This is a genomic window from Terribacillus saccharophilus, assembly GCF_002272745.1.
Taxonomy (GTDB): Bacteria; Bacillota; Bacilli; order Bacillales; family Amphibacillaceae; genus Terribacillus; species Terribacillus saccharophilus_B.
In genome coordinates this window covers 186484-209473 of the sequence record NZ_NPBD01000015.1, presented here as the reverse complement: position 1 = coordinate 209473, position 22990 = coordinate 186484, and the positions used below count along the sequence as shown (strand labels likewise).

Genomic DNA, 22990 nt, shown 5'->3' with positions numbered 1-22990 from the left:
TCCCGCTCCTGTCTTCTTGTTCTTGTGTTTAATCGTACCCTTCTTTCTCATCCCTGTAACACACAAAAAACCTTCTCTGTAGTCAGAGAAGGTCAATTAGGTGCGAGCTTGGCCGCATCCTTTGTTTTGTGAAGCTGTGTAAGAGCAGACTGCAGCTGGTTTAGCTCCCGCTGTAAATCAAGCTCCTCGTACTTTTCAAAGGATACTGGCTGTCTTGTTGTAAGACCGGTCATAATGCTGCCGAGCTGGTTCTGAATTGCATCATATTGAGTTTCCGTTAACTTATCTTTGTTCTTGCGGAGGGAGATGAGCAAATAGCCTGCATGCTGCGTGTGCATGATGGACGGCCACAAAACTTCAGCCTGCTGCTGGGAAGCTGAGAAATCGCCAAGACTTCGATCATATGCAGCTCGCAATTCAATCAAATTGTTCATTAATTTTTTTGTATGTGTCTTTTCCCGATTTCCTGAATGAATTGCACGGAGCAGCTCCTGCATATTCAGGATTGTTTCTTTTAGAATGATTGGGAGGAAGCGAGTATGGATACCTCGCCATAAAAGCAAAACAGCGAGTATAGCAATCAAGCTTCCGACAATCGTATCGACGACCCTTGCTGTTACGAAATAGCTGACAGTATTGCCTGGATTCATTGTCTCTACCAGTACAAGGACAAGTGGAGCAATGAACATGTTAGCAAAAACGTAGTTGCGTACTATCACTAGTTCCACACAGAGCTGCAGCAGACCGACAACGAGAATGAGATAAAAACCAGACGGTTCCAGTGATAAAATCAGTCCACCTATTACGGTACCAACAATGGTGCCTAGTGAGCGCTGGATTGCCCGATGAATAGTGAGTGTCGTGTTCGCCCCGATAAGTACAGCAGCACAGGCTACAGGCACCCAATATGGGCGGTTAAATCCGAGACTGTGCGCCAGCAGCGAAGCGATCATAATAAAAAGTCCATAAAATAAAGCGTGCCGGACGGTATTGTTTTTACGTGAAAGACCATTTCGAAGCACACTCCAAGCAGATTCTGTCTCGACATGGACAGCTTCCTCAGCAGTTGCTTTGGAGGAAAGTTCATATGCCTGCTCCAATTCAAGTTGGAGATTGCGTACTACTGACTGGTCAGACTTTGTATATGCAGGCCAGTTGCCTTTTGCATCTTCGAGTGCATCGATTACTGCAGTCAGCTGATTTTCTAACGATTTTCGCAAATCTGATGAGAGGCTGTCATTATTGAGCTGTGTCAATGTATAGAAAATATCTGCAGCCAGCTCATGTAAACGCAATGCAGCTGGCTGCCTTTTGGACGCATAGATAATTCGGTCAGCTTGCTTTAACGTCAGGACGGTAAGGTGCTGCATCTGATAGAACGATGATGTCCCAGTGGATTGCAGCATGGTCATAAGCTGTCTGTAGGATTTGACCAAAACTTGTTTTTCGTGGTTCTTTTTTGTCCAAAGCCAGCTTGCCATGGCAAGAAGCCAAGATAATGCTCCTCCAAGCAGGACGTATAATCCTCTTTCCCACGCACTATGCGGGTCTATTGGCAGCCCTGTAGCCATACAGAATATTAAGACGAAGAACATTGGCCCTGGTATGAGAAGCTGCAAGGTGTTCAGGACATAAAAGGCAATTATGCCAATGATACCTGCGACTATAGAGAGCATAATTGTATACGGAGCAAGCAGACTTCCAAGGACCATAGCGGCAGCAAGGCATATAGCTACGGCGGCAAGTTTTTTGGCTCGTTGTTTATACGTTTCTGTTCCTATATATAAGAATGTGAAAGCACCGAGCGCAGCTGAAAATCCATGGATGATATCACCTAACAATAAACCTATCAATATTGGCAGACAGGTGGCAAGGCCAGATCCAATTGCTCGATTCCAAGGGTAGGCAGCCGATCTGACACGTAATGCATCACGCAGATTAAGTCGTGCCGGTGCCTGCGGTAAATGATATTCTTTCAAGTAAATCCCTTCTTTTCTTTCTGTGATACCCATAAAAAAAGGCCATAATCAGAACTATTATATTGTAATGCAATTCACAAACTAATTCAAACGGGTGAAGTATTTAGTGTGAGACTTGCGCATAAAAATACCTGTAATCAAATTTGTTGCAAGGCATCCATTTTTACTTTTTAATGTTATGATGTTATGTGATAGAAGAAATCTATCATCTTATTTCTGTAAAAAAGGAGCGATAGTGAGATGGCAAAAAAGAAAAAATCCGCAGGCAATACATCAGGAGCTGCTTCTAAAGCATCTAAGGTCATTGTTTGGGTTGTTTTGGCGATTATCCTTTTAGTAGTAGCACTGGTCCTCATTAATAATTATACAGGGTCTTCCAGTGATGAGGCGCAGGACATCAACTACAGCAGTCAGCCTTTCCTCGGTGATGAAAATGCCCCGGTTAAAATAGTTGAATTTGGCGATTACAAATGTATCCACTGCCAAGAGTTCCATCATAATAATTTCCCGGTGATCGATCAGGAATTGATCGAAACTGGTAAGGCAAGCTTCTACTTCATGAATATGCCGATCATCAATGCAGACTCCGAGAAGGGTGCGCAATTCAGTGAGGCAGTTTACCAAGTGCTTGGAGATGATGGATTCTGGAAATTCCACGATGTTCTCTTCGCGGAAGATTTGAATACCAGCTTCACTGATGATTTCCTAATGGACAAGCTTCGTGAAGTAGTCAGCGATGAAGAAGCTGAAGAGGTGTTGCAAGTGTATCAGAATAATGGAACCGATGATGCAGTTTCAACAGATACAGAACTTGCGGATGACCTTGGTGTGCAAGGTACTCCAACAATCTTCGTAAATGGGAAACTATTCGAAGGTCAAGATATGAACGACTTGATCGACATGGTGGATGAGGAAACGCAGGAGGCGAACTGATGAATAAGAGCCTGTTATTTGCCTGGATAACTGCAGTCATTGCGATGCTAGGCAGTCTCTATTTCAGTGAAATTATGAAATTCGTGCCTTGTACGCTATGCTGGTACCAGCGGATTCTCATGTATCCGTTAGCTATCATACTAGGTATCGCATTTTATAAAAATGATGTTCGAATTTATAAGTATGTGCTGCCGCTTAGTATTCTCGGATTACTTATTTCAGGTTATCATTACCTGCATCAGAAGGTACCCGCTTTACAAGGAGCGAGTCTCTGTTCCAGCGGTGTACCGTGCTCAGGCCACTATATCAACTGGCTTGGATTCATCACGATTCCGCTGCTAGCATTTACCGCTTTTGTAATCATCACAGTAAGCATGTTCATTCTTCGCAAAAAACATGCATAAGAAAAAGCATTTGCCATTTTTGGCAAATGCTTTTTTTATAGGATAGTGATTTGCAGCAAGGAAGGTATGAGCAAGCCGCCCCAAATCAATGTCATACCGGCAGCCATAATCATGCCGATAGTCGAGAACGTACCTTCTTGCTCACCATATTCCATTGCTTTGTTAGTACCCACTCCATGAGCTCCCATACCAAGTGCTAAGCCGCGGGCAACAGGGGATTTGAGTGCCATCAGCCGAATGACATACGGGCCGATGATACCGCCTGTTACACCAGTAACGATAACGAAGACGGTCGTCAAGGTCGGTAAGCCGCCAATCGTTTTCGATACTTCAATTGCAATCGGTGTTGTAATGGAACGAGGCAGGAGGCTGATCAGTAAATCACCATTGAATCGCATAACTAGACTCAAAAGCAGGGAAGAACCGATTGCTACCAATGTACCGGCTGCAATACTAGTTAAGATAATCATGATATTTTTTCGCAACAGGGGAGCATGTTTATAGATGGGAATCGCAAAGGCAACAGTAGCAGGTCCGAGCATATGTGTCCAAAGACTTGAAGATAAGGCATAATCACTCGGATGCAAATGAGCCAGCTGGATAATACCGATAAGAATCAAAGGACACAGCAGCAGCGGGTGGAAGAAAGGCATGGGCCATTTCTTGTACACAACTTTTGAGGCGCGGTAGATGACGTAGGTTACAATGGTGCCTATTAAGATAATCAGTGCGGTAGTCATTGTGTGTGTCCTCCTTTTCTTTTTCTTCTATACAGTTTCTCAGCAGTGAATCCAGTAGCGGCCATCACGATGAAGGTGCTGATCAGAATCAGGAGCACAGTCTCCAGACCTTGCCAGTTCAACATTTCCTTATAATTCAGGATGCCGACAGCTGATGGGACAAAGAAAAGCAGAAGTTCAGCCAACAGCCAGCCCCCTGCTTTCTCGATCCATTCCAGTTTGACGATGCCTGCAAATAAGCTTAGTAATAACAAGACCAGACCTACAATGGAGCCTGGTACCGGAAGAGATAATATATGTGCTAAGCCGACACCGGCAAAATAAAATACGTGAATGATCGCTAGCTGAGAAAGCATGGTAATCGTTTTTCGTACCATATTTCTTCCTCCTAACAGAAAGTTATCGATAACTATTTTTATTGATAACTCCATCATACTGCGGTCTCACGTATTCGTAAAATACATATATATTATATTGTGTATAACTTATAGTTATATTGAATTAGAGGAAAAACTCAATGAAACGTCTTCCGGCATAGGAAATATATTTGTCCTTTTTTGTGATGATTGCCAAGTTCCAAGGAATAGACGGTGTTATATCGATAATGCGGATATCAGCATTATAGGTACGATTACAAATGGATTCGGGAAGCAGGCTGACTCCTAAGTTAGCAGCGACCATTTCACTGATGAAATCCCATTGCGCGCTTTTGAAGAGGATATGCGGTTCAAAGCCTTCCTCGATGCAGCGTTTTCGCATAATATCGTGTAAAGCAAATTCTTCATTATAAAAAATGAAATCTTCATCCTTCAATTCCTTCAGCTCAACCAATTCCCGATCCGCTAGCGGATGATCGCGATGCACCATTAGCTTCATATCTTCCTCTACAATCGGATAATAATTGAACTCTGCTTCATCCTGAGGCAGAACAGCTACTCCAAGCTCGAATTCCCCTTCGTCTACTGCCTTTACGACACGGGCAGCCCCATATTCGGTAATATTGATCCTGACATTCGGATAGGTCTGGTGGAAGCGAGCCATGACCTTCGGAAAGAAGAGACTCCCGATAATCGGCGGAATCCCGATAGTGACAGACCCCTGCTTCAGATCAGTAAGATCTTGGAGGGTCGTTTGCATCTCGTCCAATTGGGCAAGCACTTGCTGACTATAGGTATGTACCACTTTGCCGGCATCGGTCAAGGTAGTGGATTTGTTCGTACGTTTGAATAAGGTGATACCGAGTTCTTCTTCCAGACTCTTGATTGTTTTACTGAGGGCGGGCTGAGATACATGCAAGCTTTCTGCTGCTTTCGTCAGCCTCTTCTGTTTCACAATTTCGATCAGATAGCGCAGCTGCCGTAATTCCATAAGCAAAACCGTCCTTTCTTAAGTTCAAGTATACCCATTTCTCTGTAGATGGAAAATGCTATAATACAAGCAACAACTGATAGAAGGAGTCCTTTTGATGGGATATGAGATAAAATCATTAACTGCAGATGATGCGTATGCAGTATTGCATTGGCGCTATTCCCCGCCATACGACCTCTATAACCTGACCTACACGGAGGGTGCAGTCATGATGCTCATGGTCGGTGACTATTATGGGGTATATGAAAACGGGAACCTGCTGGGATATTTCTGTGTTGGAGATGATGCACGGGTGCTTGGCGGTGACTATAGTGACCGTACTTATTTGGATATCGGAGTCGGGATGGTACCAGAAAAGACCGGACAAGGAAGAGGAACGCAGTTTTTCACTGAAATTTTGAATTGGATCAAGAAAAATATCGAGCAGGACCAATACCGACTTACGGTAGCTGCTTTCAATGAACGTGCTATCCACCTTTATGAAAAGGCTGGTTTCCGGGAAGTAGATCGTTTTAACCGGGAGTCCGATGGCTTACGGTTCCTAATTATGACAAAGAGCCCATGCTAAACATGGGCTTACTTTATACTAACGCACCTTCCGGATTATAAGCAGAAATATCGATATCGGTTTCTTGTCCTAGTATCAACTTCGTGAGCTGAGAGGCAACAAACGGCCCCATTGTAAGACCTGATGCGCCCAATCCATTCATTACATAAAGATTTTGATGCTTTGGAAGGCGGCCGAATACCGGAAGAAAGCCAGGTGTAAATGGCCGGAAGCCAACTCGCGTCTCAGTTAACATAGCTTCTGCTAATTCGGGTGCAAGCTGCATGACTTTGCTTAACACTTCATGCACGCCGCCAGCGGTGATTTTTGTATTCATTTCTTCATCATTCTCGTGTGTGGCTCCAGCTACCATCCTGCCGTCTGGGAAAGCAAGCAGGTATTGATCGTTGGGGGGTATAATAACAGGCCAGTCTTCTGTTTGATCGGTGTCCAGCTGTAAATGACAAATTTGTGCTTTCTGGAAGCTGACTTGCATGCTATAGCCTAACGGTGCTAGCAGCTCTTTGGCCCAAGCTCCGGCTGTGACTACAACCTGATCAGGTATCCATTCTTCATCGCCGGCTGTCACGACGATTTGTCCTGCAGTCATTGAAAGATGAGCATCGGCTGAAACGAAACGAGCGTTGTATTTCTTGGCTGCCCGATGCAAGCTATTGCGTAAAGCCCGTCCATCAACACGTGCTGCTCCGCTGACGTGTACGGCACCAAACCCTGGTGCAAGTAATGGAAAAAGCTGACGTACGTCATCTTCTTCCAACATAGTGATGGCTCCCATTTCCGGAGCATCGTCTCTGCGTTTTTCTGCCCGTTTCTGCATGGCTTCTAATTTCTTGGGATCTTGATGTAAACTTAAGGCACCTACACGGGCATAGCCTGTTTCCTCTTCGCCATCAAGCCGGAGTTCCTCGATAATCTCCGGGTAATAGCGAGCCCCGCCTTTGGCTAGCTGATACCAATCTTTGTTGCGCCGCTGAGAGAGCCATGGACAGACGATTCCGGCTGCTGCATCTGTCGCTTGTCCTTGGTCGAAACGATCGATCACAGTTACCTGCATGCCTGCTTTGGCAAGTTTATAAGCGGTAACAGATCCCGCTATTCCTGCTCCGATAATTGCTATATGCATGTCGAACATCCTTTTCTTCATTTAGCTACAATATACCATAGCATATTCACCCTTTTTTCAGTATTATAATCGAATGATATATAGTATTAGTGAGATTTAAAATATGATAAAAGGACTTGTTTAGACATGCCGACTAGAAGTAGGAAGCTGTTTCACCGTATAAAAATCAATCCGCCGCAATTTTTTGCGCTGGGATTTCTCCTGTTGATCGCATTGGGCACGATTCTTCTAATGCTTCCGATTGCGACAGCGGATCGGCACCATCTTTCTTTTATTGATGCGCTATTCGAGGCAACTTCAGCTGTTTGTGTGACAGGGCTGGTAGTGGTCGATACACAGACCACCTTTACTTTATTTGGGCAAATTGTACTGTTGTGTCTTATCCAGGTGGGCGGATTAGGATTTATGACGCTTACCGTATTCATTGCATTGCTTCTTCGCCGTAATATAAGCTTTGAGGAGAGGTATCTAGTTAAAGAATCACTCAATCAGGATTCGTATGAAGGTATTGTCCGGATGGTGCGGTTTGTTCTCTTATTCACTGTTGTTTGTGAAGCGATTGGAACGATTATCCTCGGGATTCACTGGGGAGATGAGTTTGGCTATTCGAAATCTTTTTATTACGGGCTCTTTCATTCGATATCTGCATTTAATAATGCTGGATTTGATATTATGGGGAATTTCAGCAGTATGACTACTTATGTTGGTGATCCAATAGTCAATCTTACGTTGACAACTCTGCTGCTATTAGGGGGAATTGGCTTCATTGTCGTAGCTGATATCTTCCAGAAGAGAAAAACAAGAAAACGGCTGATGCTTCATACGAAAGTTGTTCTATGGATGTCTGCTGTACTTGTCGTTAGCGGGACAATATTGATCTTTTTATTGGAATATGGTAACCAAGCTACTATCGGAAATTTGTCATGGAATGATAAGCTATTAGCTTCCTATTTCCACGGTGTAGTTCCGCGGACTGCAGGTTTCAACTCGCTGAATACAGCTGATCTGACATTAGGATCACAGCTGGTAACAATGGCGCTTATGTTTATCGGCGGCGGAACCGGAGGAACGGCAGGGGGCATTAAAGTCACTACTTTTGCCATATTGTTGTTTGCAGTATGGGCACTGATTAAAGGGAAGCGGGAAGTGAATATTAGAAATCGGCGGATACCGGAAGATTTAGTGTTCCGGGCATTTTCGATCACGACATATTCCGTCCTTCTTGTATCGCTATTTGTATTTTTGCTTTCTATTACGGAGAAAGGTGCTGCACTCAATTATATTGCGTTCGAAGTGCTTTCTGCTTTCGGGACGGTTGGGATGACACTGGGACTGACACCAGAGCTTTCAGAACCAGGTAAGATACTCCTTTCTCTCCTCATGTTCATGGGCCGTGTTGGACCGATTACCATCGCGTTCGCGTTAGCTTTTCGAATCAAGAAGACTGCCGTGCGAAATCCGGAAGAACGGATCATTATCGGGTAATAAATCTGTGGTGAATCCGTTTTCGGTTTCTCAATTCTTTGTTTTCAGATAAAATAGAACTTACATCATTAAGGTATTAGAGGAGTGACAGACTTGGATAAGAAAGAGATAGAAATATTAGAGCTATTAGAGAAAAACGGAAGAATGGATGTACATATGATAGCGCGGATGGTAGAGCTGTCCGTTGATGAAGTAGAAGCAGCTATCCATAAATTTGAGGAAATGCAGATTGTTCACGGTTATTCAACATTGATTGATTGGACGGAAGTGCGTGGTCATGAAGGTGTGACTGCCATGATTGATGTAAAGGTAACACCTATTCGAGGCAAAGGATTCGATGATGTAGCAGAGCGTATTTATCGTTTCCCGGAAGTGAAAGCTGTCTATTTAATGTCAGGAGCATATGATTTGTCCGTTTCGGTGGAAGGCAAAACTATGTCGCAGGTGGCACGTTTTGTATCTGAAAAGCTGTCCACATTGGACACAGTTATCTCGACGACCACTCACTTCATCCTGAAAAAGTATAAACATGATGGCATCATCTTCGGTGAGGATGACAATAATGATCGCAGAATGCCGGTGAGTCCATGAGTCTGGATACGAGCCGATTCATTGCGGAGCATGTCGATGCTTTGAAACCCTCTGGGATTCGTCGCTTCTTCGACTTAGCTTCTACAATGGATAATGTTATCTCCTTGGGAGTTGGTGAACCAGATTTCGTCACGCCTTGGAATGTTATTGAAGCAAGCTATCATTCGCTCGAGCAAGGGTATACAGCTTACACAGCAAATGCTGGACTGATGGAGCTGCGGGAACTGATTTCCGATTATCTCAAAACAACATACTCTGTGACTTACCGTCCGGCGGATCAAGTGATCGTGACGGTAGGGGCCAGCCAGGCAATCGATATTGCTTTGCGAGCTGTCCTGAACCCAGGTGATGAAGTAATCATTGTCGAGCCATGTTTTGTTGCTTATGCTTCGGCTGTTTCATTGGCAGGAGGTGTACCAGTCTCTGTCGGGACGAAGGCGGGGAATGGCTTTAAGTTGCAGCCGGAAGAATTGGAAAATGCTCTTACGTCAAAAACAAAGGCAATTATCCTATGTAATCCGAATAACCCGACCGGCACTATGTTGAACCGGGAGGAGCTTCTGCCGATTGCAGAGCTTGTGGAAAAACATGACTTGCTCGTTCTTTCTGATGAGATATATGCAGAGTTGAGCTATGAAGCTGATTACGTGAGCTTCTCAAGCTTACCGAATATGCAGGATCGCACGATTCTCATTTCTGGATTCTCTAAATCGTTTGCGATGACAGGCTGGCGTCTCGGTTATGCTGCAGGTCCTGCTGAACTGATCCAAGCAATGACCAAGATTCATCAGTATACAATCATGTGTGCGCCGACGATGGCCCAATACGGTGCGGTCGAAGCGCTGCGCAGTGGATCTGCCAGTGTAGAGCATATGAGGAAAAGCTATCGTCAGCGTCGAAACTTTGTTACGTCAGCTTTTGAAGAAATGGGCTTGGAGACAAATAGACCGGGCGGAGCTTTCTATATCTTCCCATCTATCAAAGAAACCGGAATGAGTTCCGAAGCCTTTGCAGAAGCCTTGCTGATTGAAGAAAAGGTTGCCGTTGTACCCGGAAGTGTATTCGGGGAAAGCGGAGAAGGTTATATTCGCTGTTCTTATGCGACTTCAATGAAGCAGCTGACAGAAGCGATGAAACGGATAAAGCGTTTTGTTGAAAAGCACAATGCATAAAAAAGACCCTCTCTTATGAGAGGGTCTTTTCGTCTATTCATTTAATAGAAGTCTATCCCGACCGAACTGGAACCATTCTTTAACAGCTTGTTTCTGGTCCTTGTCGAGGCTAGTCAATCCTTTATCAGACTCTGCTGCAAATACAGCATCACCATATAGTTTGCCTAGTTCATGAACATGGTCATTGTGACGCTGGAAAATAGTGAAGTTCAACGGATCATTTTCCGTAGCACTTTCATTGCTGACGACAACAATACCATCAACTAGTCTTGTCATGATAGGTGAACCGCCGACAAATTTCTGAATGCCTTGCGGATCGGATGGTACAGACTTTGCAGCGAAGTCTCTTTCTGGTTTTAATACTAATGCTGAAATTTTTGCCATGTGGGCTCTCTCCTTTGGATGCTTTTATTCCATTAAAGCATAATAGGATCCGCTTCGCTATTACTCTGCTTTTGTCGGAACCCAGCCTTTTGTTTGCAATACGATATTCCAAAGTGTTTCTGTTAAACCGTGGTGATCCGCGCGAGCAGGGTCAATCAGACGGATGATTTCATCTTCGCGTCCTTCTTTAAGCTTCGTTGCGAATTCTGGATCAATTAACAATTCACGACCTAAAGCAATCAGTGGGACGCCAGTCGCTTTCGCTGCGGCTACGTCTTCAGCGGAATACAAGGACCCAACGCCGATCAATGGTATTCTGTCATTGATTCGTTCTTTGATTAAATCAATACGTTTTGCATTTGTATCAGCACCGCGTCGTGCTGTGGAATGGAAGTCCATCAAAGATACATGCAGGTAATCTAATGGTTTTTCTACAAGTGCATCAATTAATTCGAACGTTTCTTTCATCGTAAGTCCAGGTGTTTCCGGTTCTTCTGGAGAGAAGCGGTAACCAACGATAAAGTCTTTTGAGCCATGCTTTTCTACAGCTTCCGTGACTTTGTCGATGATAGCCAATGGGAAGCGTAAACGCTCGCCCCACTCATCATCACGACGATTGGAGAATGGAGAATAAAACTGCTGAATGATATAGCCGTTTGCACCATGGATCTCTACGCCATCAAAGCCAGCTTCGATAGCACGCCGAGTAGCTTCACCAAAATCTTCTACGATTTGCTGAACCTCTGCAGTTTCCAATGCGCGCGGAGTAGCTGCTCCTTCTTTTTCAACAGCGCTTGGAGCAACAATGTCTCCATTAGGCACAAGATCAGCTACTGCTTCACGTCCACCATGGTGCAGCTGGATAATTGCTTTTGCTCCTTCAGCCTTAATTGTATCTGCTTGCTTCTTCAAGCCGGGGATATCAGTATCATGGGCAACAGAAGGCTGTCCAGGGAATGCCTTCCCGCTATCAGATACATTGGATGCAGCAGTGATGACCAAGCCGATATCCTTGGAACGCTGTGCGATATATGGAAGTTCCTGATCAGAGATCGTACCATCAGGATTGGAAGAGTAATGTGTCATCGGAGCGAGTACGAAGCGGTTTTTCAACGTAACGCCATTTGGTAAAGTTAAACTCTCGAAAAGAGAAGCGTATTTTTCATTCATTGGGAATAATTCCTCCTTTATATGGACTTTATTCTAGAGAGTTGTGAAAAAGGTAGCAAACAAAATGCTCATTCGTAAGCGGGTTATTATTTGTAACAGGCATCTGCAAAAAAATCTAAGGCCATGCTATACTGTTGGGACAACAAAGATAGGAGCAACGATAGTATGTTGAACAAATATGATTATTATTATGGTGCCTTCCTTTCTAAGCTTGTATCCATGCAGATTGTACCTGCCCTGATCGAAGAAAGTAAGGAACGACGGGTTTACCAGCTGGAAACAGGTTCGAATCGGATGAAAGTATATTCCAAGTACGCGACAAGTTCGACTAATACGTGGAATTTCCGCTTCTCGGATGAAGAACGAGAACGTCTGCTGCAATGGTCTGATGAAGAGCGACACCAGCTCTTTGTACTGATTTGCAGTAAGAAAGATCTTCTTGGCGGAGAAATCGCAATACTGACATTTGACCAGCTGCTTGCATGTATGGATGTACGAGAAAAATATAAAGAAGCCAGCTGCCGGGTTGCTATCAGGAAAAAGAAGCATAGCCCGTTCCTTTATGCATATGGTACTTCTCGCAGCTTGGATGATGCCTTGCCGCTAACGCGTAATTTCGCGGATTTATTATTGCATACATCGATACCAGAGCCCGTATAAAGAAGTGTATAGCAGAAAATAGCTATACATTTTTTCTATATAGGAAAGAAAGCGGATTCAAAAAGTTACACAAAGGACTAATTATCTATTACAATGTCGTTATGAATAATAAAAGGAGATAGTCTATGGGGAATTCCTTTTCTGTCCAAAAGGTATTGAACAACAATGTACTGATTGCTGAAAACGAAGCAGCGAAAGAAGTCGTGCTGATCGGTAAGGGAGTTGGTTTCGGGAAGAAAGCAGGCAGCAGACTTGAGGAAGGAGCATTTGAAAAACTGTTTGTCCTTCAAGATGAAAAGGAGCAAAAGAGCTACAAACAGATGCTGAATCATGTCGATGAAGAGCTTGTTGCAGTGATGAATGATGTAATTTATTTAATAGCAAAACGGATGGAGCATCCGCTGAATGAGCATATCCACGTCGGATTGACGGACCATTTAGCTTTTGCAATGAAACGGCTGGAACAAGGTTTGGATATCAAAAACCCTTTTGCTGTAGAAACAAAATTCATCTATCCAAAAGAATATACAGTAGCTAGTGAGGCAGTATCATTATTAAATGAACGGCTCGGCATCGAGCTTCCAGACGGGGAAATCGGTTTTATCGCCTTGCATATTCACAGTGCCTGTATCAATCAGCCAGTAGGAGAGCTAAGTCAATATACAAGACTTATCGCACAGATGTTCCAAGTAATCGAGAAGAGTTTAGCCATTACAGTGGATCGCGAAAGCATCAATTATATAAGACTCGTCCGTCATTTCCGATTTGCGATCGACCGGATAAAACGGGGAGAGGAAGTCCGGGAGCCGGACAAGATCATGACCTTATTGAAAAATGAATACCCGCTATGCTATAATACTGCTTGGAAGCTAGTCAAAATATTACAGCAAACGTTAAAACGTCCAGTGCAAGAAGCGGAGACGGTCTATCTCACTTTGCATCTGTACCGTTTGACCAATAAACTATAATGTGCATTACATTTATACGTGTTACTGAACTAATCAGGCATGAGGATAAAAGGATGCGCAAGAAGAATCTTATTCTTTTTGTGTAATATTCTTTATCGCTCATGTCTTTTTTATTAATTCATTTGTAACCGTTATCAACCGTGAAAATCGGAGGTTAAGAAGATGAAGAGTGCTTTTGGTGTTTTGCAGAAGATTGGACGGGCGCTTATGCTTCCTGTTGCGATCCTTCCTGCTGCCGGTATTTTGCTGGCATTGGGAGATGCATTGCAGAACCCGGATTTGATGGAGAATATCGGCTTTTTAAACAGTACTTGGGTGCAGCTCATTGCTTCGGTCATGCAAAGTGCCGGGTATATCGTATTTAGCAATCTGCCGTTGCTATTTGCGGTGGGTGTTGCCATAGGACTTGCGAATGGGGATGGTGTGGCAGGTATTGCTGCCATCATCGGTTATCTGATCATGAACGTGACGATGAGTGCGGTGCTCATCGCTAATGGCAGCATTCCGAAAGATGCTGGTGAACAAGCGGAATTCTTTGCCGGGAATAATCCGGCCTATACGACAACACTCGGAATTCCGACACTCGCCACAGGAGTATTCGGCGGGATCATTGTCGGTGTGCTGGCAGCCATTATGTTCAATAGATTTTATAAAATTGAATTGCCGCAGTATCTAGGATTCTTCGCCGGAAAGCGTTTCGTTCCAATCGTGACATCTCTTGTTGCATTGGCGCTCGGTCTGTTAATGCTTGTTGTCTGGCCGCCAATTCAACATGCGTTGAATAGCTTTTCGAGCGGCCTGTTATCTTCCAATATGACGCTGACGGCCTTCATTTTCGGTGTCATTGAGCGGGCATTGATTCCGTTCGGATTGCATCATATCTTTTATTCGCCGTTTTGGTATGAATTCTTCAGCTATACAAATACGGCTGGTGAACTGATCCGTGGGGATCAGCGTATTTTCATGGCACAAATCAGAGACGGGGCAGAGCTGACAGCAGGTACATTCATGACTGGCAGATATCCGTTCATGATGTTCGGCTTACCGGCGGCAGCGTTGGCTATTTATCACGAAGCAAGCCCCGAAAGAAAGAAAGTTGTTGCTGGGTTGATGGGGTCAGCGGCACTGACTTCTTTCTTGACAGGGATCACCGAACCGCTTGATTTCTCTTTCCTGTTCGTAGCACCGCTATTGTACGCAGTACACTGTGTATTTGCCGGGCTTTCCTATATGACGATGTACATGCTGGATATTAAAGTCGGAATGACATTCTCCGGTGGATTCATTGATTTCTTCCTGTACGGAATCCTGCCAAACCGGACTGATTGGTGGCTGGTCATTCCAGTAGGGTTGGCTTTTGCGGTAATCTACTATTTCGGATTCCGATTCGCTATCCGTAAATTCAATCTCATGACGCCAGGTCGTGAAAGAGGAGTGGAAGAAGTAACAAACGGAAGGAACACTCATACTGGAGGAATGGCGTATCACGTGCTTGAAGCGATGGGTAATAAAGAAAATATTAAGTATTTGGACGCATGTCTAACACGTCTTCGAGTCACAGTGAATGATAAAAACAAAGTCGATAAAAATGCACTGAAGAAACTAGGAGCAGCGGGTGTGCTGGAAGTCGGCAACAATATGCAAGCCATTTTTGGGCCCAAATCGGAAGGGCTGAAAGAGCAGATGCAGGATATCATAAATGGTAGAAATTCGAGCCCGCAAATTGAAGCAGCTTCTGCAGCAGAAGTCGGAAGAAAACTGGTCGGGGGTGTTATATCAAATTCACTTCAGAATGATCTAAATTCGAGTGGATTTGTTATTCCTATGTCTGGTACACTTCGTTACTTGGAAGACGTACCGGATCTGGTCTTCTCTGAAAAATTGATGGGAGATGGTTTTGCAATCGAACCTGTCGATGGGATGGTTGTTTCTCCGGTTAACGGAAAAGTCATCAACATTTTTCCGACAAAACATGCCATTGGTTTAGAAGCAGACACTGGTCGTGAGGTGCTGATCCACATCGGATTAGAAACAGTGAATTTGAAGGGTGAAGGATTTGAGGTATTCGTGAAAGAGGGAGACCAGGTCACTGCGGGTCAAAAAATCGCGGAAGCTGACCTCGCAAGAATTCAACCACACGTCCCATCCTTGCTGACCCCGGTTGTGTTCACGAATCTTGGATCTGCTGAAAGAGTTGTCTTCAAAGAGGGAGAACAAGTCAAGGCGGAACAAAAAAACAAAGTGAATATCGAAACATTGTAAGAAAAAACAGCTATAGCGATCATGCTATAGCTGTTTTCATTCATTTAGATACGTCTTTTCCAGGTAGTCTTCTTTATTTCCATATACCTTGACGATATGGGATTCACCCCAGCTGCATAACGAATCAAGAATGGTTTGTAAACTCCAGCCATAATCACTCAGCTCGTATTCGACACGAGGCGGTAGCTCGTGGTATTGGATACGATTAATAATCCCATCTGCCTCCAACTCTCGGAGCTGCTGGGTGAGCATCTTTTGGGAGATATTCGGCATAAGTCGCTTTAATTCGCTTGTCCGTCTCTTTCCGTGTGTCAAATGGCAAAGAATAACGGTTTTCCACTTCCCTCCGATCACTTCAAGTGTTGCTTCCACACTAATATTATATTTCTTTTGCATCGTCTTCTCTCCTTATATAGGTACTAAATAGTGCCTATAGCACAAAAAAGTACGTACTGTTCAATATGAATCCCATACGACATAATAACATTACTCCGGCTGAGGCGGGAGATAAAAGAATCGGAAAGGATATGTAATATGAAAGGAAAACAAACCTTTGCCTTGATCGCTTTGGCTATTACAGCATTTGCGATCGGCACAACAGAATTCATCAGTGTGGGTCTGTTGCCGCTGATTGCGGATGACTTTCACTCATCAGTGCAGGCGGCCGGGCTTACAGTGTCCCTATATGCTATCGGGGTTGTAGTCGGTGCTCCGATCCTGACACCGATGCTTTCCAGTATACCGAAAAAGAAGCAGCTTCTATTGGTTATGCTTGTCTTTTTAATAGGTAATAGTATAGCCGCTGTGGCTCCTAATATGTCTGTTTTGCTGACCGCTCGTTTCATCTCAGCGCTTGCGCACGGCGTATTTATGTCTATCGGCTCGACAATTGCTGCTAGTTTAGTTCCGCCAAATAAGCGGGCTGGAGCAATAAGTATCATGTTCATCGGACTTACCGTAGCGACTATCACAGGAGTTCCATTTGGTACATTCATCGGTCAGCAGCTTGATTGGCGAATCGCTTTTCTATTCATCGTAGTTATTGGAATTCTCGCTAGCTTGGCTAATCTGGCATTGCTGCCAAATACGCTGCCTAAAGGCGTCAAAGTAAGCCTCATAGATCAAACTAGTCTCTTGCGGTCAGTACCTATCGTACTTGTGCTTCTTATTACAGCACTTGGCTATGGCGGTACATTTGTCGTCTTTACGTATTTATCACCACTTCTGCAGCAAATAAGCGGATTTCAGCCAGGGACTGTGACGTGGCTGCTGCTTATATATGGTGTAGCGGTAGCAGTCGGAAATATTGCTGGTGGAAAGCTTGCAAATAGACGGCCGGTTCACGCTTTATTTTATATGTTTGCCATACAGGCAATTGTACTTGCAGCTTTGTACATCACGTTACCTGTCAAAGGACTTGGTTTGCTGTTTATTCTGCTCATGGGGTTGTTCGCGTTTATGAACGTTCCGGGTTTGCAGTCGTATATCGTTGTGCTTGCCGAACGGCTTGTACCGCAGGCTGTGGATATAGCCTCAGCTTGGAATATTGCAGCTTTCAACGCTGGAATTGCCCTTGGATCCTATTTGGGCGGAGTCATTACAGAGCAGCTAGGTCTGCTTCATACAAGCTGGGTAGCAGCCATTATGGTTGCAGCAGCAGTTGGTTTAACAGCTATCTCGAGAAAATTAGAAAACAAAGGAGAAATACCTCATGAAATCAGTAAAGCTCAATAACGGCAATTCTATGCCGATGCTAGGTTACGGCGTCTTCCGTGTAGAAGATGGAAAGGAACTAGCTGATAAAGTCTTTTTTGCTATCGAGCAAGGCTATCGCAGCATTGATACAGCAGCTATTTACGGAAATGAAGCAAGTGTTGGCCAAGGGATTAACCGTGCCATCGAAGCAGGATTAGTGAAAAGAGAAGAACTATTTGTCACCTCTAAAGTGTGGAATGCTGGCCTGACGTTTGAACAAACAAAAGTAGCTTATCAAGAGAGCTTGGAGAAAATGAATCTTGAGTATCTCGATCTATATTTAATCCATTGGCCTGGAAAAGATAAGTTCTTAGAAGCCTATCGTGCACTAGAAGAGTTATATAAAGAGAAGAAAGTAAAAGCGATTGGTGTTAGCAACTTCCAAGTACATCATCTGAAGGAACTACTAAGTACCGCATCTGTCGTACCAGCTGTGAATCAGGTTGAATTCCACCCGCGCTTGATCCAAGCGGAGCTGCGTTCATATACGAAGGAAAAGGGTATTCACTTGGAAGCATGGTCTCCGCTTATGAATGGAGAGCTACTGGCGCAGCCTTTACTTCAGCAACTTTCTGCTAGATACGGGAAGTCTCCGGCTCAGATTGTACTCCGCTGGGATATTCAGCATGATGTCATCACGATACCAAAATCAATGACAGATAAACGTATCGTCGAAAATAAGGAAGTCTTCGATTTCGAAATTCAACTAGAAGATATGGAACGTTTGGATCAATTGGATGATGGTACCCGCAGCGGGCCGCATCCGGATGAATTTGATTTTTGAATAAAAGAAAGGCAGCTGTCTTACGCAGACAGCTGCCTTTCTTTATTTGTATTGCTTAAACCATTTTGTCCACCTAGATTTGCTGGCTTGCAGCAGAGATTCGGTGGTTCTGTCATGCTTTTGCTTCTGATATTCAATAAAGCTGGCAGAAGCAATCAGCAGGAATCCGGCTCCAATAAGATACAGCCACCATGGTGCGCTACCCCAAAGCATGCGCGTGTTGAAGAATAAGTTAAATACAACGGTGATCGTACCCGTTAAGAAATACGAACGATATTTTCTTAAGAAACCAATGACAGCAGCTAGTAAAGAAAGACTGCCGAGGGATAGGGCGTCATAAATAGTCATCGTAGACAGTCCATCGAGCACCAGGATACCGAATCCAATAGTGAGCAAAACTAACTCAATATGCGGTGTCACATCAGGATTATAGAAAAATAGCCGCAAGATGATAAGAACTAGTAATGCAATTGGCACAACATACAGCTCTGTTGTTAAAAATGGACTTATGTCTGCAACTTGCAGCACAAGTATATAAGGGTACAAACAAGATACGATGGTTGCTAGCCGTACATAACGCTTTTCAGCAGCGGGTGCTGTATATATACTGATCGCAAATAACAGTGCTGGTACTGTCAAACCAAACAGCGTATCAGCAAGGCCAGATTCATACGCTGCAACGCCCGCCAGACTTCCGACAACGGTATAAACGATAGCGCCAATCCGATATACATCTATTCTATTCCAAACGGAATTCTTGTCTGCTACAGCAACAAATGATTGATAATTGCTGAAGCTGGTAATAGCTAATCCTGCAGCCCCTGCAAGCAGTAAGTAAGCTGTACGGATTTCTTGGCCGATGCTTCCGTAGAGAAGCGTAATTATGAGGAGTAACAGCAATGTACCGGCAGAAATGATGCTTAGCTGCCATTGATGCTGCTGATAGATTGTAATTACCCCGACAAGGATGGCAAGCAGGATGATTTGCCAGGAGAAAAGCATAGTAAGCTCTGCTAACGCGAACAGCAGAATAACGTTATAGGCAGTCAGCAGGCTGATCTTCAGTATAGAACGCCAGTTAGGCAGCAGTACATATACCAAGGCTATGCAAACTGTTGTCAAAGCTGCAGCCAATGTAAATTGATGACTCAGATTTGTGTACTGATCCAAATGAGTGATCGAGATAACGAAGACAATTAAAATACTGGTATTTGCAAATATATACTTTTCTATCGCTCTTGTCACAATATGTGCAGACAACACGAATTGGACGAGCGGAATAAGAAGCCAGATAGGCGGAACATAATCTAACAACTGTGCAAGCAGTACCCATAGCGTGCCAAAAATTATCAAAGCATGACTACACCAGAAGAAGTAGACAGAACCGATCGGAGCTTTCTTCTTGATGTATAGACTAGCTGCAAAGAATAGCACGCCGCATAACAGCACATAAGCAGTAATTATATTTGAGTCCCTTATTCCGAATAGATCTTGCAGTGATGCATATGTCACGATGATGGAGCCGAGCACGGCAACCCATAATGGATGCTTCCGAAATACTTGAAGAGCCATTAACTGAATACCGACGTTGATAAGTGAAACAATTGTAACGGTGATTGCTGGTAAATTCCACGATAGGATGGCAATCGCAACAGCGTAACTTTGCAAGATTTGACCGGTTAGGAAAAACGATAAGAACAATGGTTGGTATCGATATTTACGACAAAGGAATGCAATTGCGATAGCTATCAATGCAATCAAAGTCGCGTGTCCTGGAACACCAACTTGTTCACGATAAAATTCATTTTCGGTATATAGACGGTAACCACCGAGTAATAACGCTGCAATCAAGCTAATCGGGGTAATAATCTTACTGATAAGCACAACTTCTGCATTTTCCTTGCTGTAACAGAAGAAGCCAGCTGCAGCAACTAATAGCAGCAGATAACTATTTGCCTCATAATATCCATAGCTATGATTCACTAGGAATATAGGTATGACGGCTCCAACCGCTGTCCAATTTATCGCAACTTGGAATGGTTTCAAAAATGCTATCCTTCTTGGCCAAATATAGTTGTATGCAAGCCCAATAAAAGATAATGTCGCGAATGCACTTGTGCGGATCCAGATTGAGGCATCGGCCATATAAAGCAGCCAATAGACGACAATCAGGAACAGTCCGACGCTTGGATAACTGTAGTAAACTTTGCGTGATGCAGCAGTCCAAATCGTATACTGAACCAGCAGGAATAAAATCCCGATCAAGTACGCCCAATTAAATTCGAAATAATAGATAAGACTTGTGAAAAAGAACAGAAGAAAGCCATTTATCGCATGGCTGAAAGATTCATAGACCAATTGCATCCAGCGAGGCAGATTCCATGTTAACAGAACGAGAATGAATCCTAAGCCAATGAATTGACCAAAGAACATGTTGAAATAAGAATCGATTTCTAAAAGGAGCAAGATGCTGCCAATCAAGGTAAAAGCGATAAAACCAAAATGATAGAGTCTGCTGAAATTCTTTGCGGCCAGAATCAAAGCGTTAATTCCAATCACTAGTAAAGTCAGATCATAAGTAATGGCGCTGCTCATCAAAATAATTGTGATGATGGCTTCTGTTCCAAGTTTCATTTGCAGATAATATGGCCAATAGTGCTGAAGCGTCTGAAGTTTGAATGAGTTACGGATAGTTCGCTCGAACACGAGCAGCAGTAAGTTGGCCAGCTGCAAGCAGAATAGAAATGCGCTATATGTTGTTGTTACATACAGCAGTGCTGAGATTAGTGTTGACGATAAGCCGACATAGGTCACCCAAATGAATGCTTTTGAGCCTGTGCGAGCTGCCACTGTATAGTACAAAGCCGTACAGCTTAATGCTGCAATAGTCCCGATCAACGCTGCTCCGTCACCACCGAAGGACAAATAACTGCCAAACAGCTGATAATATGATGCTGAGAAAATGACAATTGGAACAAACAGCGCTGCGAGCATTAAGAACGCGAAGGCAGTCTGCGGAATCCTAACTTTATAGCTGATATAACTCAAGCCTGCGAAAAGGAAAGGAATCAAGCATATCAGTAACACTTTTCCTAAAGAAGAGAAGTTACCCCAATTGGAAGTGCCGAGGTACAATCCGCCAAAGAAAAGCATAATGATTCCAAGAACAAGAATGATTGTCAGATTGCGCTCCCGAATTTGCTCGGATGTCTTTTGTTTTTTCTGCTTCTGGTTGACCGATGAATTCCAATAGACAGCAGTCTCTGGTGTAGTGTGCATCTGTTCAGCTGCAGCAGCAGTCTGACGCACTGGAGAGATTTCTGGTGGTGACTTTACTTCAGTCAGTTTCGAAGCATCATAAGCTAGTTTGGTTCGATACCCTGTCATTGCATTTGAGTATGTTTCGTTAGATATATAGCCTTGCTCTAATAATTCCCGGAGTCTTTGTTCAAACAAATCTCCAGATTTATTGGGAGGCATATTATCCATCTTTTCACCTCACGATAATTTGGTTGTTATTTCCAAACCCTATTATATAGAAGTGCGACTTGTCTGAACAGACGTGTCATTCCTTTCATTTCTGTTTTCTGTTATGATAGGCGGTAGAAAACGTGAACGAAATTGTTCATTAGAAGGAGAATGAAAATGAAGGATTTTCTACAATTACAGGACAAGCACATCGTCATCATGGGTGTGGCAAATGATCGCAGTATCGCATGGGGCGTTGCGCAATCATTGTATGCTGCTGGTGCGAAGCTGATTTTTACATATCGTCAGGAGCGTTCCGCTAAAAAGCTGAACAAGCTATTGGAAAAGAATGAAATGGAAGCAGCAGTTATCCAATGTGATGTTAACGATGATGACAGCATTGCGGCTGCATTTGCAGAAATCAAAGACAAGTTCACAACTGTCCATGGTCTTGTACATTCCGTTGCACATGCGCATCAAGAGGATTTGAAAGGTGATTTCATTGACACTTCTCGTGACGGCTATGCATTTGCACAGGATACAAGTGCGTATTCGCTAGTAGCTGTAGCAAAAGCAGTTCGCCCGATTATGTCAGAAGGAGGCTCCATTGTGACAATGAGCTACCTTGGAGCTGACCGTGTACTTCAGGGCTACAACGTCATGGGTGTTGCAAAAGCGGCGCTAGAAGCAAGTGTACGCTACTTGGCGAATGATCTTGGCCCGGATAACATCCGCATTAACGCTATCTCTGCAGGTCCGATCCGTACATTGGCTGCAAAAGGTGTACCTTCTTTCAATGACATTCTTTCAAAAGTGGAACATACTGCACCGCTTCGCCGTAATGTTTCCGCTGAAGAAGTTGGCGATATGACAGTTGGTTTGCTTGGCGCCCTTTCCCGCGGTGTGACTGGTGAGATTGTTTACGTGGATGGTGGCTTCAATATCATCGGTATTGGTTAATTTGTGCTTTAACCCGTTCTAATTATGATTAGGACGGGTTTTTTATGTTCAGCAAAATACGAGGCAGTGAAAAGGGAATGTTACGCAGCTGATTTCTATTTATTTATTGGAAAAGCTAGATCTTATGATCTGGCTTTTTATTTTTTGGAAAAAAAGTGCTTTTCAAATGGAAAACGCTGGTGTATACTTTGGTGTATCAAGTGTACTACTATAACT

Annotated in this window: 21 protein-coding genes; 12 read left to right on the top strand and 9 right to left on the bottom strand. The window is 43.8% G+C overall.

All coding sequences use genetic code 11. The features are described 5' to 3' along the window. Nucleotides 1–92: 92 nt before the first annotated feature. Complete coding sequence (locus tag CHH58_RS15280; protein WP_170937654.1) at nt 93–1979, bottom strand: FUSC family protein; 1887 nt, start codon at nt 1977–1979, stop codon at nt 93–95. Nucleotides 1980–2219: 240 nt separating this feature from the next. Between CHH58_RS15280 and CHH58_RS15275 the strand changes: the two genes are divergently transcribed. Together CHH58_RS15275 and CHH58_RS15270 are read left to right on the top strand one after the other, a co-directional pair. Continuing rightward, nucleotides 2220–2912, top strand: coding sequence for a DsbA family protein (locus CHH58_RS15275; protein ID WP_095261411.1), 693 nt, complete (start codon nt 2220–2222; stop codon nt 2910–2912). Beyond that, a complete protein-coding gene (locus CHH58_RS15270) occupies nt 2912–3316 on the top strand; it encodes a disulfide oxidoreductase (RefSeq protein ID WP_095228560.1) in 405 nt (134 codons plus the stop codon). The genes CHH58_RS15275 and CHH58_RS15270 overlap by 1 nt, the downstream gene beginning before the upstream one ends. A gap of 35 nt (nt 3317–3351) precedes the next feature. Here CHH58_RS15270 and CHH58_RS15265 read toward each other — a convergent pair whose 3' ends face one another. The 3 genes from CHH58_RS15265 to CHH58_RS15255 all read right to left on the bottom strand — a co-directional run bounded on the left by CHH58_RS15265 (nt 3352) and on the right by CHH58_RS15255 (nt 5424). Continuing rightward, complete coding sequence (locus CHH58_RS15265) at nt 3352–4056, bottom strand: LrgB family protein (protein ID WP_095261410.1); 705 nt, start codon at nt 4054–4056, stop codon at nt 3352–3354. After that, nucleotides 4053–4433 carry a CidA/LrgA family protein gene (locus CHH58_RS15260; RefSeq protein WP_095262761.1) on the bottom strand — a complete coding sequence of 127 codons (381 nt, stop codon included), beginning with the start codon at nt 4431–4433 and terminating at the stop codon, nt 4053–4055. The genes CHH58_RS15265 and CHH58_RS15260 overlap by 4 nt, the downstream gene beginning before the upstream one ends. A 124-nt stretch (nt 4434–4557) precedes the next feature. Next, entirely contained in the window at nt 4558–5424 is an 867-nt protein-coding gene (locus CHH58_RS15255; protein ID WP_095228564.1) for a LysR family transcriptional regulator, read from the bottom strand. 97 nt (nt 5425–5521) lie between these two features. Between CHH58_RS15255 and CHH58_RS15250 the strand changes: the two genes are divergently transcribed. Continuing rightward, nucleotides 5522–5992, top strand: a complete 471-nt coding sequence (locus tag CHH58_RS15250) for a GNAT family N-acetyltransferase (protein ID WP_095233444.1) — start codon at nt 5522–5524, stop codon at nt 5990–5992. A gap of 13 nt (nt 5993–6005) precedes the next feature. Here the strand turns inward: CHH58_RS15250 and CHH58_RS15245 are convergent, their stop codons facing one another. Continuing rightward, nucleotides 6006–7115, bottom strand: a complete 1110-nt coding sequence (locus CHH58_RS15245; protein ID WP_095233445.1) for an NAD(P)/FAD-dependent oxidoreductase — start codon at nt 7113–7115, stop codon at nt 6006–6008. Nucleotides 7116–7241: 126 nt separating this feature from the next. Here CHH58_RS15245 and CHH58_RS15240 point away from each other — a divergent pair, with 126 nt between their 5' ends. The 3 genes from CHH58_RS15240 (at nt 7242) to CHH58_RS15230 (ending at nt 10363) form a co-directional block, all read left to right on the top strand. Further along, complete coding sequence (locus CHH58_RS15240; RefSeq protein WP_095261409.1) at nt 7242–8600, top strand: TrkH family potassium uptake protein; 1359 nt, start codon at nt 7242–7244, stop codon at nt 8598–8600. A 144-nt stretch (nt 8601–8744) separates the two neighbouring features. Beyond that, nucleotides 8745–9191, top strand: coding sequence for an Lrp/AsnC family transcriptional regulator (locus CHH58_RS15235; protein ID WP_095228668.1), 447 nt, complete (start codon nt 8745–8747; stop codon nt 9189–9191). Then, nucleotides 9188–10363 (top strand): aminotransferase, encoded by a 1176-nt coding sequence (locus tag CHH58_RS15230; protein WP_095228572.1) that lies wholly within the window; start codon nt 9188–9190, stop codon nt 10361–10363. Before CHH58_RS15235 ends, CHH58_RS15230 begins: the two co-directional genes overlap by 4 nt. Before the next feature lie 33 nt (nt 10364–10396). On the opposite strand, the gene CHH58_RS15225 is transcribed toward CHH58_RS15230, so the two are convergent. Both CHH58_RS15225 and CHH58_RS15220 read right to left on the bottom strand, forming a co-directional pair. Then, the gene (locus CHH58_RS15225) at nt 10397–10747 is read right to left on the bottom strand and encodes a DUF3846 domain-containing protein (RefSeq protein WP_038557760.1); all 351 of its coding nucleotides are present in this window, start codon (nt 10745–10747) and stop codon (nt 10397–10399) included. A gap of 60 nt (nt 10748–10807) precedes the next feature. Beyond that, nucleotides 10808–11917 (bottom strand): NADH-dependent flavin oxidoreductase, encoded by a 1110-nt coding sequence (locus CHH58_RS15220; RefSeq protein ID WP_095228574.1) that lies wholly within the window; start codon nt 11915–11917, stop codon nt 10808–10810. A gap of 165 nt (nt 11918–12082) precedes the next feature. Between CHH58_RS15220 and CHH58_RS15215 the strand changes: the two genes are divergently transcribed. The 3 genes from CHH58_RS15215 (at nt 12083) to ptsG (ending at nt 15807) form a co-directional block, all read left to right on the top strand. Continuing rightward, on the top strand, nt 12083–12577 hold the full coding sequence (locus CHH58_RS15215; protein ID WP_038557764.1) for a hypothetical protein: 495 nt from the start codon (nt 12083–12085) through the stop codon (nt 12575–12577). Nucleotides 12578–12702: 125 nt separating this feature from the next. Beyond that, nucleotides 12703–13545, top strand: coding sequence for a glucose PTS transporter transcription antiterminator GlcT (glcT, locus tag CHH58_RS15210; RefSeq protein WP_095228576.1), 843 nt, complete (start codon nt 12703–12705; stop codon nt 13543–13545). Between the two features lie 162 nt (nt 13546–13707). Then, on the top strand, nt 13708–15807 hold the full coding sequence (gene ptsG / locus CHH58_RS15205; protein WP_095262760.1) for a glucose-specific PTS transporter subunit IIBC: 2100 nt from the start codon (nt 13708–13710) through the stop codon (nt 15805–15807). 36 nt (nt 15808–15843) lie between these two features. Here the strand turns inward: ptsG and CHH58_RS15200 are convergent, their stop codons facing one another. After that, a complete protein-coding gene (locus CHH58_RS15200) occupies nt 15844–16203 on the bottom strand; it encodes a winged helix-turn-helix transcriptional regulator (RefSeq protein WP_095219955.1) in 360 nt (119 codons plus the stop codon). Nucleotides 16204–16341: 138 nt separating this feature from the next. Between CHH58_RS15200 and CHH58_RS15195 the strand changes: the two genes are divergently transcribed. Beyond that, a complete protein-coding gene (locus tag CHH58_RS15195; protein WP_095262759.1) occupies nt 16342–17541 on the top strand; it encodes an MFS transporter in 1200 nt (399 codons plus the stop codon). Continuing rightward, nucleotides 17519–18346 carry an aldo/keto reductase gene (locus CHH58_RS15190; RefSeq protein ID WP_095228582.1) on the top strand — a complete coding sequence of 276 codons (828 nt, stop codon included), beginning with the start codon at nt 17519–17521 and terminating at the stop codon, nt 18344–18346. Before CHH58_RS15195 ends, CHH58_RS15190 begins: the two co-directional genes overlap by 23 nt. A gap of 42 nt (nt 18347–18388) precedes the next feature. Here CHH58_RS15190 and CHH58_RS15185 read toward each other — a convergent pair whose 3' ends face one another. Further along, nucleotides 18389–21835, bottom strand: a complete 3447-nt coding sequence (locus tag CHH58_RS15185) for a hypothetical protein (protein WP_095262758.1) — start codon at nt 21833–21835, stop codon at nt 18389–18391. Nucleotides 21836–21991: 156 nt separating this feature from the next. On the opposite strand from CHH58_RS15185, the gene fabI reads away from it, so the two are divergent. Continuing rightward, nucleotides 21992–22774, top strand: coding sequence for an enoyl-ACP reductase FabI (fabI, locus tag CHH58_RS15180; protein ID WP_095228586.1), 783 nt, complete (start codon nt 21992–21994; stop codon nt 22772–22774). The last annotated feature ends 216 nt before the right edge of the window (nt 22775–22990 follow it).